This is a genomic window from Nesterenkonia alkaliphila (assembly GCF_009758175.1).
GTDB classification, from domain to species: domain Bacteria; phylum Actinomycetota; class Actinomycetes; order Actinomycetales; family Micrococcaceae; genus Nesterenkonia; species Nesterenkonia alkaliphila.
This window is the reverse complement of record NZ_WRPM01000005.1, coordinates 56,232-67,871: the sequence shown is the minus strand read 5'-3', so window position 1 is coordinate 67,871 and position 11,640 is coordinate 56,232. Positions and strand designations below refer to the sequence as shown.

16 protein-coding genes are annotated in these 11,640 nt (G+C 62.8%); 3 read left to right on the top strand and 13 right to left on the bottom strand.

Annotated elements, in window-relative coordinates; all coding sequences use genetic code 11:
* Positions 1 to 161 precede the first annotated feature (161 nt).
* The gene (locus tag GNZ21_RS00745; RefSeq protein WP_373868452.1) at positions 162 to 1,589 is read left to right on the top strand and encodes an IS1380 family transposase; all 1,428 of its coding nucleotides are present in this window, start codon (positions 162 to 164) and stop codon (positions 1,587 to 1,589) included.
* A 367-nt stretch (positions 1,590 to 1,956) separates the two neighbouring features.
* Here the strand turns inward: GNZ21_RS00745 and GNZ21_RS00740 are convergent, their stop codons facing one another.
* From GNZ21_RS00740 to GNZ21_RS00680, 12 genes are all read right to left on the bottom strand, one after another.
* Entirely contained in the window at positions 1,957 to 2,703 is a 747-nt protein-coding gene (locus GNZ21_RS00740) for a DUF429 domain-containing protein (RefSeq protein ID WP_157320432.1), read from the bottom strand.
* Between the two features lie 524 nt (positions 2,704 to 3,227).
* Positions 3,228 to 3,527 (bottom strand): HigA family addiction module antitoxin, encoded by a 300-nt coding sequence (locus GNZ21_RS00730; protein ID WP_157320428.1) that lies wholly within the window; start codon positions 3,525 to 3,527, stop codon positions 3,228 to 3,230.
* An 8-nt stretch (positions 3,528 to 3,535) separates the two neighbouring features.
* Positions 3,536 to 3,817 (bottom strand): type II toxin-antitoxin system RelE/ParE family toxin, encoded by a 282-nt coding sequence (locus GNZ21_RS00725; protein WP_188503726.1) that lies wholly within the window; start codon positions 3,815 to 3,817, stop codon positions 3,536 to 3,538.
* Between the two features lie 239 nt (positions 3,818 to 4,056).
* Positions 4,057 to 4,830, bottom strand: coding sequence for an isocitrate lyase/PEP mutase family protein (locus tag GNZ21_RS00720; protein ID WP_157320425.1), 774 nt, complete (start codon positions 4,828 to 4,830; stop codon positions 4,057 to 4,059).
* A gap of 359 nt (positions 4,831 to 5,189) precedes the next feature.
* Positions 5,190 to 5,669: a nucleotidyltransferase domain-containing protein gene (locus GNZ21_RS00715; RefSeq protein ID WP_226851066.1), complete on the bottom strand. Its 480-nt coding sequence runs from the start codon at positions 5,667 to 5,669 to the stop codon at positions 5,190 to 5,192.
* An 11-nt stretch (positions 5,670 to 5,680) separates the two neighbouring features.
* Positions 5,681 to 5,983, bottom strand: a complete 303-nt coding sequence (locus tag GNZ21_RS00710) for a HigA family addiction module antitoxin (protein ID WP_157320423.1) — start codon at positions 5,981 to 5,983, stop codon at positions 5,681 to 5,683.
* A complete protein-coding gene (locus GNZ21_RS00705; protein ID WP_096798691.1) occupies positions 5,970 to 6,251 on the bottom strand; it encodes a type II toxin-antitoxin system RelE/ParE family toxin in 282 nt (93 codons plus the stop codon). The genes GNZ21_RS00710 and GNZ21_RS00705 overlap by 14 nt, the downstream gene beginning before the upstream one ends.
* Before the next feature lie 158 nt (positions 6,252 to 6,409).
* On the bottom strand, positions 6,410 to 6,874 hold the full coding sequence (locus tag GNZ21_RS00700; protein WP_229659541.1) for a P-loop nucleotide/nucleoside kinase family protein: 465 nt from the start codon (positions 6,872 to 6,874) through the stop codon (positions 6,410 to 6,412).
* Between the two features lie 550 nt (positions 6,875 to 7,424).
* Positions 7,425 to 7,613 carry a MerR family DNA-binding transcriptional regulator gene (locus GNZ21_RS00695; RefSeq protein ID WP_157320421.1) on the bottom strand — a complete coding sequence of 63 codons (189 nt, stop codon included), beginning with the start codon at positions 7,611 to 7,613 and terminating at the stop codon, positions 7,425 to 7,427.
* 142 nt (positions 7,614 to 7,755) lie between these two features.
* A complete protein-coding gene (locus tag GNZ21_RS00690) occupies positions 7,756 to 8,307 on the bottom strand; it encodes a GNAT family N-acetyltransferase (protein ID WP_229659542.1) in 552 nt (183 codons plus the stop codon).
* A complete protein-coding gene (locus GNZ21_RS00685) occupies positions 8,304 to 8,729 on the bottom strand; it encodes a type II toxin-antitoxin system VapC family toxin (protein ID WP_157320417.1) in 426 nt (141 codons plus the stop codon). Before GNZ21_RS00685 ends, GNZ21_RS00690 begins: the two co-directional genes overlap by 4 nt.
* Positions 8,726 to 8,959 (bottom strand): FitA-like ribbon-helix-helix domain-containing protein, encoded by a 234-nt coding sequence (locus GNZ21_RS00680; protein WP_157320415.1) that lies wholly within the window; start codon positions 8,957 to 8,959, stop codon positions 8,726 to 8,728. The genes GNZ21_RS00685 and GNZ21_RS00680 overlap by 4 nt, the downstream gene beginning before the upstream one ends.
* 262 nt (positions 8,960 to 9,221) lie before the next feature.
* Here GNZ21_RS00680 and GNZ21_RS00675 point away from each other — a divergent pair, with 262 nt between their 5' ends.
* Positions 9,222 to 9,593 (top strand): ArsR/SmtB family transcription factor, encoded by a 372-nt coding sequence (locus tag GNZ21_RS00675; RefSeq protein WP_157320413.1) that lies wholly within the window; start codon positions 9,222 to 9,224, stop codon positions 9,591 to 9,593.
* Positions 9,593 to 10,846, top strand: coding sequence for an MFS transporter (locus GNZ21_RS00670; RefSeq protein ID WP_157320411.1), 1,254 nt, complete (start codon positions 9,593 to 9,595; stop codon positions 10,844 to 10,846). Before GNZ21_RS00675 ends, GNZ21_RS00670 begins: the two co-directional genes overlap by 1 nt.
* 157 nt (positions 10,847 to 11,003) lie before the next feature.
* Here the strand turns inward: GNZ21_RS00670 and GNZ21_RS00665 are convergent, their stop codons facing one another.
* The gene (locus GNZ21_RS00665; RefSeq protein ID WP_157320409.1) at positions 11,004 to 11,621 is read right to left on the bottom strand and encodes a hypothetical protein; all 618 of its coding nucleotides are present in this window, start codon (positions 11,619 to 11,621) and stop codon (positions 11,004 to 11,006) included.
* Between the last annotated feature and the right edge of the window lie 19 nt (positions 11,622 to 11,640).

Below are 11,640 nucleotides of genomic sequence, written 5' to 3'. Positions count from 1 at the left end.
ACATCCAAGACGAATACGGTCACGGCCCTCGGGAGGGTTACACCACTCTATGGGGCACTACTGCTGTGGAGGGTGGGTTGATAGAGGAAATGCCCCTCTGACCTGGGAAAATAGGGATGTTCTAAGTCTCTGTTTCCCGTTCAGAAAGGGGCACCTCTCAGGTGCTATTCAACCACGCCCGTTCCACGGTGTCCTATAGGTTCGATGAGCCGAATCTCGTGTCGGTTGCCGGTCTGGTCCCGATCATGGCTCTGGCCCAGAATGCTGGGCTAGCTGATCTGGCTCAGCAGAAGATCACGGTGGCCACGACCGGGGCTGATAAAGGTGCCAACGCCGGGGCGAAGATCAGCAGCCTGGTAGCAAGCATGGTGGCCGGGGCTGATTCGATTGATGACATGGACCTGCTGCGCCACGGCGGGATGCCCAGTCTGTTTGATCGGGTGTATGCGCCCTCCACTTTGGGTTCGCATCTGAGGGCCTACACCCACGGGCATGTCAAACAACTCGGCGCGGTCTCATCTGGGTTCCTCACCGCCCTGGGGTCAAAAGCCCAGCTGCTGCCAGTACCCACCGCTGGGGATGGGGCGTCGATGGTGTTTGTGGATATCGATGACACCGTCATCGAAGTCTTCTCCGCGAAGAAGCAAGGTGCTGGATACGGATACAACAAGACCCGGGGGCTGAATGCTCTGCTGGTCACCGCCACCACCGCCGAATCTGCTCCTGTGATCATTGGCCAACAGCTCCGGAAGAGGGCTGCGCATTCAGCACGCGGGGCGCAGAAGGTACTCGCTGATGCCCTCGGCGCGTTGAAGCGGATCCCTGGCCAGGATGCCCCGGTGGTGGTCCGTGCTGACTCGGCCTATTACGGGTCCAAGATCGCCGCAGCCGCACGCCGGGCCGGGGCCGAGCTCTCGGTGACCGTGCGGTTGGATAAGCGGATCAAGAAAGCCATCGCCGCCATCGACGATGAAGCCTGGCAGCGCATCGAGTACAAGAATGCGATCTTCGATGAGACCACCGGCACCTGGATCAGCAAGGCCGAGGTCGCCGAGGTTGCCTTCACCGCGTTCTCCTCCAAGCCCGCCGATGAGCAGGTCACCGGCCGACTCATCCTGCGTCGAGTCCCGGAGAAGAACGCCGCGAAGCTGGCCGCCGGCCAGGACACGATCTTCGACACCTACCGCCATCATGGATTTTTCACCACTATCGATGCCACCGTTCTGGATACCGCCGCGGCAGATCGGATGCACCGTGGCCACGCGGTCATCGAGCAGGTCAACGCTGAACTCAAAGCAGGACCCCTGGCTCATATGCCCTCAGGGCGGTTCCAAGCCAACGCCGCCTGGCTCATTGCCGCGGTGATCACCCACAACCTACTGCGCACAGTAGCCACCGTTATCGGTGGGGCCATGGCCCGTGCCCGGGCACTGACACTGCGGAACAGGATCATCAGCATCCCCGCCCGAATCGCGCACCATGCTCGGAAGCTCATATTGCACCTGCCCACCAGCTGGAAATGGACTGATGACTTCGCCACGCTCTGGGTGGCAGCACTGGGGCCACCACCAGCCGTGGCGAGCACCTGACCACCCAGCCCTGCAGGGCACCCACACCGGGACCAAGGAGAGACCCGGGGACAGCAGAGTGGAACAGACCGGAGCATGGCCGGGACACCACCCCCTGCCCATCCTCAGCATGGCAGCGATTCACAACTGCCGCCGCCACTCAGAAACCGGGTCGGTGGATCGAGGTTTAGAAGCGTCAGGACTTCGCGCTCTCGCGTCTCCAGGGGGGGCGAACAGCGCCCGGGCCTGCGTGCACGGTACTCCCACCTCGATAGGGAGCCAAGACGGCCTCAATTCGTGTTGTGAGATCCTCTCCACGCTGACTATCGGACACACGACACATCCCACCAGCTCAACTAGCGTGATCACAGTCCCGCTCACAAGACAATCACCGCATGGTCGGTGGTGTAGGCCTGCGTCCGCTTGGCAACCAGATCCAGCCCTCTTGCCGCGCCACCTCTCGATTTTCATCCGATGGCGGTTCGCAGCTGCCGAGGAACGCCTCGCGAGTGACAAGTGCGGCGATAACTGCATCAAGCGCGTCATCGTCGCGCGCGCATAATTCCCGATATCCGTTCCAGTCCAACCAAGGAGTCATCTTCACAAGTTCGGCCACCAAAGCAGACCGGCCAGCGGCGTTCTTCGCACCTTTGTAGCCCCGGTGAGTCAAGGACCAGCAGCGCAATGCGGCCGCCGGATACACCTCGAAAACCATCCCAGAACCGTCACGCGTGACATCGAATCCGCGATCTCGCAAACGAGCTTCAAGCCCGGCCCACCGGAGAGCCGGGTAGGCGATTCTGTCTGTAGAGATACTCAACGGAGTAATTCCCGTGCGACGGTGCACCTCACGGTCTGTTGTTCGCATCGCGAGGTTCCGACGCCAGCCGGATTCAGTGGATGCAGGCGCTGATAAAGTTCCGGCGGCATGCGCGCTGACCAAGTCGACAAATGGCGCCGGCCATCCGAGCGGCACATCCACTCCCGTCCTGTCCGCCGCCTCGATAGCTGCCACGAGGTCATCATCGCTCCCCCCGACATCGACCTGCTCCAACGAAAGCGCACCATCTTCACGCACGACGGCGACGCCCGTACGCCGGGCTTCGGCTGCGAGATCAATACCGACAAAGAGCATCACGGGAGTCTACCCAGAGAACAGGTCCGCATTACTACCAGCACGCGGACAAGAACCTCCGAGGTGGAACGGGTCTCCGGAGTGCGCCTAGACGTTAAACCGAGACTCGACCGCGTTCTGAAGCCGAATAACCCTTGACCGCATAAGCGCACTCACTCAGGCAACAGGGGCCCCCTGGAGGAACACCAGGACAGAGCCCTCCGGTCGAATCCGCCACAATGAAGATCGACGGCTCCGGCGTTCGCCGAACTCGAGAAAATATGTCAGCAGAACAAGTCCGGGTGCCACGACATCACCTCGTTGCTCACTGAGGACCGGAGCATGTTCACTCGCATCCTCCGCGGATATGACGCTCAGAATCTGATCACGGGACCAATGTGTCCCTGACTGCCCAATCTCATGAAAATCAGGAGCCAGCAACTCCTCCATGGGACCAGCCTCAGACCGCACTCGCGGATCTAGAAGCCGAAGCTCACCGTCCCACGCAGCAGCGACTGTCAGATTCTCATCACCTGCATGAGAGCTCATGCGGCCTGCAATGGCTGGATGGACTCGATCTGCCCAGCTGATTCATGAGCTGCCACATCGAGGTCATAACGGGCCTGGAGATTCATCCAAAATTGCGACTCCATGCCGAAGTACCGACCTAGCCGCAGTGCAGTATCTGCAGTGATCCGCCGCTTCCCGTGCACGATCTCGTTGATGCGACGCGGAGGCACACCAATGGCCACGGCCAGTTTGTTCTGCGTGATGCCGAAACCATTGATGAAGTCCTCCAGGAGGACCTCACCAGGATGGATCGGAGCGTAGAGCTTTTCTGCCATCATTCCTCCTAGTGGTAGTCCACAATCTCAACGTCTTCTGCGCCACCGTCAGCCCAGCGGAAGCAGATACGCCATTGATCATTGATCCGGATGCTGTGCTGACCGGCACGATCACCTTTCAATGCCTCCAAGCGGTTGCCGGGCGGAACCCGCAAGGAATCCAGCACGGTGGCCGCGTCGAGCTGCAGAAGCTTCCGGTTTGCTGTCTTATGAATTCGTGGATCGATCCTCCGGGCTGACTCACGACGCCAGACACGCTCGGTGTCGCGGTCAGCGAAGGATCGAATCACACCACCAGGATATAACGCTTTGCGTCAATAACGCTAGACGTTAAACTTGAACTCTACTGCGTTCCGTAGCCGAGCAACGTCACGAGGTGAGCAGTGGAAGGGCCGTGTAGATGGGTTCCAGGTCTGAACTCAAGCGACCGTACGTCGCCACCTCAATGTGTTCCGACCCGATCAGGAACCTGCCCCGCTCCATGCCCTCCCGCATGGCAAGCCCAGGCGCCCGTTCCGTCGGCGAGTGCTCAGCGGCCTGCCGCCCACCCCGCGAGCTGCTCCTCGGATTGCGCGGACAACCACTTCTGCCACAGCGGCCCGAAGCTGACCCGGCGCACGCCGACCCCGGCGAGCGCATCGAGGTCCCCGGCGCCGTGTCCGTCCACGGGGTGTGCTGTGACGTTGAGTGGGATGTCGACGGCGGTGACCAGGCGCGTCACTTCCTCAGCGGTCTTCAGCCCCACGGGATAGACGGCGCGAGCACCGGACTGCTCCATGAGCTGGATCCGCGCCTCGGCCTCGGCAAGCGGGTCCTCAAAAACGTCCGTGCCGAGCTTGACGGCATCGGTGCGCCCGTTGATAACGAAATCGACGCCGGCCTGATCCGCGGCCTGCCTCGCAGCGCCGATGAAGTCGGTGTGCTCATTGCGGTCCCGCACGCGGCCACCTTCCGAGTGGACGACGTCCTCGATGTTGGCACCGACGGCGCCCGCCTCTAGCAAGCGCGTAATCAACTCCCCCGGAGCCAGTCCGTACCCGGATTCGACATCGGCGCTCACTGGGATCTCAACGGCGCCGGTGATGCGTTGCACCACGGCGAGGTACTCACCGAAGTGCATGTGCTCGCCGTCGGAGCTTCCCATCGCGTCAGCGACGGGGTGACTGCCGATGGTGATCCCAGCAAACCCCGCGGCCTCGGCTATCCGGGCACTCCACACGTCCCACGCGGTGGGCAGGACCACTAGACGGCCAGAAGCGTGGGCCTGAGCCAAGGTACTGGCACGTTCATTGATACTGGTCATGACTTCTCCTCTGATTGCGCCGGGGCTGCCCTGCTGTCACTCACGATATCCCTACACGCGCAGCACAGCCAGAGGTGCCAACTCCCCAAAATGACGCGGCCCCGGCCACCTCACGCAGAGGCGACCGGGGCGGTGCGCGATGATCCGGGACCAAATCTTAGCCGGCCTTCTTGACGACGCTCGGGGTCGGGTTTAGCCGCACGCTAGGCAGACCAACAAAGCTGCCCCGCTCGTAGGTGTAGTCCTCGCCGCATTCGAGGCACGCAGGCAACTAGGCCCCGCTGGAATCAGACATTGAACCGGAACTCCACTGAGTTCCGGCACGGACAACCATCTGCGTCAACTGCCCGCCACGGACCTCAAGAGTGGTCGGCGACCAACCTCCCAAGCACGTCGAGATCGTGGCGGTCCTCCGGCCGGAGGTCGTAACCGAGCCTCAGCGCCATGAGTCGCGCGGCGCACGCGACAACTACCGAGCGATCTCCGATCACTCCGACCGCGCGCTCGCGCGCTCGGTGGACGAACGAGTCTTCACCGAAGCCCTGCTGGACCCCGTCGCCGACACAGTCCACGTCCATCGGATGGATGTCGACCGCCCTGTCGCCGGCGCGCAGCTCAACTCGGATCGGACGCCAGTCCTCCACGATGCTGTATCCGCGACCGAGCAACCATTCCATGAGGGCGTCGACCGTCGTCGAGTCGACGAACACATCCAGATCACCATGCGATCTGGTCTGGGAACCGTGCAGAGCGTCAACGGCCCATCCGCCGTTGACCTGGTAGACGACTGATCGCTCCTCGAGCCAGCCAACGACTCGGACTACCTCAGCGGCGTCCATCCCGCTGAAGGTCATGCGGATTGCAGCGGCACGATGGCGTCGATCTGCTCAGCCGCGCGATCCTCTGCGAGGTCGAGGTCGTAGAGCGTCTGCAGGTTCAGCCAGAACTGTGCGGTGGTGCCGAAGAGCTTGCCGAGCCGGAGCGCGGTGTCCGCCGTGATCCCCCGCTTGCCATGCACGATCTCGTTGATCCGCCGAGGCGGGACGTCGATCGACACGGCGAGCTTGTTCTGCGTGATCCCGAAGCCCTCGATGAAGTCCTCCATGAGGACCTCCTCAGGGTGGATCGGGGCAATCTTCTCAGTGGTAGTCAACGATCTCCACCTCCTCCGGTCCTGCGTCGGTCCGCACGAACCAGATCCGCCACTCGTCGTTGATCCTGATGCTGTGCTGCCCGGCGCGGTCGCCCTTCAGCGCTTCGAGCCGGTTGCCCGGCGGGACCCGAAGATCCTCGATGGACTCCGCCGATCCCACCTGACGAAGCTTGCGCAGTGCGACCCGATGGATCCGATGATCGATCGAGCGCACTCGCTCACGACGCCACAATCGTTCGGTGTCCTTGCTCCCGAACGATCTGATCACGAGACCAGGATATAACGACCGGCGTCAATAACGCTAGACGTTAAACCGGAACTCCACCACGTCGCCACAGATACGAACCTCTCGATCCAGGAGGTACACGAGTGCCTCCACTCGCGCACACGTTTCGTCGCATTCCGGCGAGTTGCCTGGCCGCCCCGTTACGACACGACCATCTTCACAGGCCCCTCATCAGAAGTCGGAGGTTCAAAGTGGTCGAAGTAGGCTGCGGCAGTATCCGCGTTCAACGCGAAATCATCGCCGTGCGCGTGGGTGCGGGCGGCCACGCGTTCCAGACACGTCGCGCGATCCGCCCAGATGTATATCGTCTCCGGGACAATTCCATACGGCTCCAGGAGACGACGCCAATCGTCACGCATAGCCCGCGACCAAAAAGAGAAGTCGAGAACGACATCTCTTTCTTCGCCTATGAGATCAAGCAATCGACGGCGGAGATGGTCCTCCACATCGCGATGTGCATCCTCAAGCAGCGGCATATGTCGGATACCGCGATCCCACGCCTCCTGGTCAAACGAAAGCCTGACCATGCCATCCGCCTCGAGACGGCGCGCCGTGGTCGACTTCCCCGAACCTGCGGGGCCGCACATGAAGACAACTCGCACCACGCGCCTCACTCTAACGTCAGGCGCTTGATTCCGTCTGACCACCAGCGGGCGATCAGTCCTGACAGCACCATCGACCTCAGAACGCTGAGCCGTGTGCGCCGCCTACGCTACCGCGCTGATGTAAGCGTCCTCCGATCAGGGATGAATTCTGAAGCGGAACTCGACTGCGTAGCCTCGGTGGAGCACCCCCGCGCGCCGGGGATTGCGTCCCACCCCTCCGGCAGGTCGGCTCCGGGGTGTCCCGTCAGAGGATACGGATAGACCACAGTCCGCCCCAGTCCGAGGTCTCCCAGGTCCACATGATCACCATCGCTGGTCTGCAGGGTCAGCGCAGGCGTCGAGCGGCCGGGCAGCTGGTCGGCGGCTCCGTCGTCAGCGGGAACGGGCAGGTCATCGGGCAACGTCGTGTAGTCAGCCAATGCGTTCCCCTTCGCGAACGAGCGATCCGCTCTCCAGTCGAGACGGCGCTACAGTGTGTCGCGACGCAGCGTCAACGCGTCGATCATGCGGCCGAGGTCGGCGATCGTGTCGCGGTACACGGCGAGCGAACTCACGCACTCATCGCCGTGCTCGTGGCCGAGCTCCAGGCATTCGGGGAACGGCCCGTCTTCAGCGGGGAGATGCCGAACAACCGGTACCCGTTGGGCTCGCGAGCCGCCTCGACCAGGCCGAGCCGCTCGTAGTATCGAACGGCCTTGACCGTCACCTGTGCCCGTTCGCCGAGTTCTCCGATGCGCATGATGGACCTCCTGCGACAACGGTAGACCTTGCCCCCTAGGGTCAAGGTCAAGCGCGCCGCGCCACAATCGAGGCCGCAGACGTTAGTTCGAGAAACGGAACTCGACCGCGTTCCGACAAGTGGGGCCATCTGCAGTCAGCGACTACCAAGCCCGTCCGCGCAGGTCGATGTCTCCCTCAGGCCACAGCTCGAGCGGGGCGATTGGCAGGATAAGGATCGGCGGGCCAGGGTCGTCCACGACGGGTTCACCATCACGCCCGATCGACTTCTCGCGGGCAAGGATCCTCTTCCAGCCGCATGACTCGTAGAACGGGACGACCTGCTCTCGACAGCCCAGGTAACCGAACCCGAGGTGGCCGCGAGCGCGCATCGACTGCTCTGCACACCTCATCAGCTCCTCCCCGAGCCGCATCCCTCTCGCGTCACCGGAGATCAAGACACCGCCGACTCCTGCGATCGCGAGAGTCTCCGTACCGACAGCGATCTCGCGGCGCGCCCAACCCACATGACCGACGACGCGACCTTCGATCCGGGCCATGATATGGACATCATGTGACGCGTAGCCGTATGGCTGTTGTGGATCCCACTCTCCGAATTCCTTGAGATACTTGCTGTCGAAGAGCTGTCGAAGCCCACCCAGATCGGCCTCAGTTAGTTCCTGGTGCGCGAGGACCTCGATCGAACGATGCTTCACGCGTCCACCTTCCATGGGTCCACCAGTTCGACGCCGGTGTGCTGGAAGTCCTTCACATTGCGCGTAGCGCAGGTGGCCCCGTGCGCCAGGCAGATCGCGGCAATCTGGGCGTCGGCCGTACTCACCGGCGCACCTGCTGCTTCACGAGACAAGAGCACCCCCGCGTATCGCTCCGCCGCGTCATCGTCGAAGGCGAGCACCGACCGGCTCCCCCGATACGGCGCTACCGCTTCATCGATCCTCTGCGCCAGCTCGTCTTTGCGTTGGCCGTTCGGGAGCCTGCGCACACCGGCAAGCAACTCCGCGAGAGTGATGGAAGTGATCGCGACGTCGCCCGTCAAGGACACAAGCCACTCGACGACACGAGGCTCCGGAGAGGGCCGAAAGATCTCCGAGATGACGTTCGTGTCGAGGACGATCATTCGAAGTCCGCCGCCCTTGCGACATCATCGCGCGTCGGAATCGGCAACTCGTCGACCCCATCGACATCCCGTGCCGCAGACAGAAAAGCCATGCCGATGTGCGGCCGTCGAGCGGCCTTCGTGAGGATGTCACGGACCTCGGCCTCCATGGACCGCCCGTGCTCCTTCGCCTGCGATGCGAGCTGCTGCTTCACATGGTCATCGAGACCGCGCACGATGATGGATGACATCCGGGCCACCTCCTTCTGCTATCAACCATGATAGCGCAGATGGCTGGATGCGGACAGCCCAGAACAAGCCAACGAAGCCCCGCCGACCTCGAAGATCAACGGGGCCCGCGGAGCAGGATCGGCTCACATCACACGTTGAACCTGAACTCGAGCACGTTCCCGCACATACCAACCTCTAGTACTCACTGCAGGGCGAAGTCCGGAGCCGGAGACGCGTCAGCTCATCAGCACTCTCGGCCATCGGTTGTGCAATAATCTGCGTATGCATGCAGATACGGACGGTTCCCTGTCGACGGAGAGCGAGTATGTCGAGCTCGCGGTCGAGGTGTTCTCGATGCTCTCGGATGCGACCCGGATCCGGATCATCCTCGCCCTGCGCGATCAGGAGCTGTCGGTGAACCATCTCGCAGAGATCGTCGATAAGTCCGCCCCGGCCGTCTCCCAGCATCTGGCGAAGCTGCGCCTGGCGCGGATCGTTTCGACCCGGCAGGAGGGCACGAAGGTGTTCTACCGACTGGCGAACGAGCATGCCCGTCAGTTGGTCGCGGACGCGATCTTCCAGGCTCAGCACACGTTGAGCGACGACCCGGCCCACCACCGCGGCGATCACCGGACCCCCGAGGATGTCCACTAATGCTGCGCGTCTTCCGCAACCCTACCTACGCGAAACTGTTCTCCGCCCAGGTGATCGCCCTGCTCGGCACCGGCCTGCTCACCGTCGCCCTGGGACTGCTCGCTTTCGACATCGCCGGCGACGCGGCTGGGTCGGTGCTCGGCACGGCGCTTACCATCAAGATGGTCGCATATGTCGGCGTCGCCCCGCTGATCGCCGCGGTCGTCGACCGACTGCCGAAGAAGGCGGTCCTGGTCACCGCGGATCTGATCCGCCTGGCGATTGCGGTGATGCTGCCGTTCGTCACCGAGGCCTGGCAGATCTACGTGCTCGTGTTCGTGCTGCAGTCCGCGTCGGCGACGTTCACCCCCGCATTCCAGTCCCTGATCCCCTCGGTCCTCCCGGAGCCGGAGGACTACACTCGGGCGCTGTCGCTGTCGCGTCTCGCCTATGACCTCGAGGCGCTACTGAGCCCGACGATCGCCGCGGCTCTGCTGACTCTGATCAGCTACAACAACCTGTTCGTCGGCACCGCGGTCGCCTTCGCCTACTCGGCCATTCTGGTGCTGCTCTCCCGGCTGCCTGCCCGCACTGATGACGGGCCCGTGCTGCCGTTCTGGCAGCGACTCCCGTTAGGTGCGAAGGTGTTCGCCCGGACGCCGACGTTGCGGTTCCTAATGCTCACGAACATCGTCGTCGCGGCCGGCACCGCGATCGTTCTGGTGAACTCCGTCGTCTACGCCCGCGGCGTGTTCGGGCTCGGCGATCAGTCCCTCGCTCTCGCGTTGGCCTGCTACGGCATGGGCTCGCTCGTCGTCGCGCTGAACATCCCCTGGCTGGTTGACAAGCTCGGCGTGATCCGCACCATGATCACCGGCGCGGTCGTCATCACCGCCGGGCTGGCCGTCGCCGTCATAGTTACCGCAGTCGCGACGAGCACTGGGGCGGGATGGTACGTGCTGCTGGGCACCTGGGTGCTGCTGGGCATCGGCACCTCGCTCGTCAACACGCCATCGTCGAGGCTACTGGCCGACGCGTCGACGACGGCGAACCGGAATCTCGTCTACACGGCCCAGTTCGCCCTCTCCCACGCTTGCTTCCTGGTCACCTACCCGATCGCGGGGTGGCTGGGTGCAGCGAATCTGACCGGCGCGGCTATCGCGCTTCTGATCCTGGCGGCGGTCGTCGGGGCTATCGCCGTGGCGTTTGCCCGCTCCCGACTCCTGCGGGCAGACACAGACATGCCCACGGTGACGAGTCAGCTCGGCCGCTGAGCGGAAGCATTTCAGGCGGCCGCTAATGAACGCCGGATCGCGATCGTTCAATCGAGTGGCGACCTCAGCGGTTTAGTTCGAGAAGCGGAACTCCACCACGTTCCGTAGCGGAATAACGTCTGCAGAGATCGGCCTGACCACTCGTCGGCGTGGGGCCTCAGTCCGTGGACAACCTCGCGAGCGCTCTGACTCCGGCAGTGAACTGATCCAGCCTCAAGCGCACGTGCCCGTTTTGAAGGGCTTGCCCGCTGACGCCCAGCTCCGAGAGCTTTAACTCGAGGAGTCGATTTGGGACAAAGCGAGGGATCGTCGACGTGGTCCACGGCCACCGCGAGAACGCTTCGGGGTCGTGCGACTCGGTCCACGACTCATAAAAGGGGGCTTGGAACTCTGACTCACCCTTCACTTCCACAACGGCATAACAGTCTTTGGTGTCCTTAGCGCAAATGAAAACGAAGTCCCCAGCGCGGAATCCGGGCTTTCCCTTCTTCGGGCTCGCGAACCATGATTCCGCTCGCCAACTATCAAGGGCAGGTTGCCCATACTCTAGTTTCAACCAGAAGCCGCGTTCTCCGTCGCGCGCATCAGCAAGAAGCGATTCGGCTAATTGCAGAGCAGAGTCGGCGTCGAGCGTATCGTGCTGCGACTTGTGCTGTTTACCCAAACGGGCGGCGGCCTCTTCAAGGACATCTAGAGCTATAGCGTCGATGGGTCGCGAGGGCCAATCGAGCATGAGTCGTCGTGCCGACTCCACCTGCTCAGAATTGAGGACCACACAGAGCTCCTTATTGGGG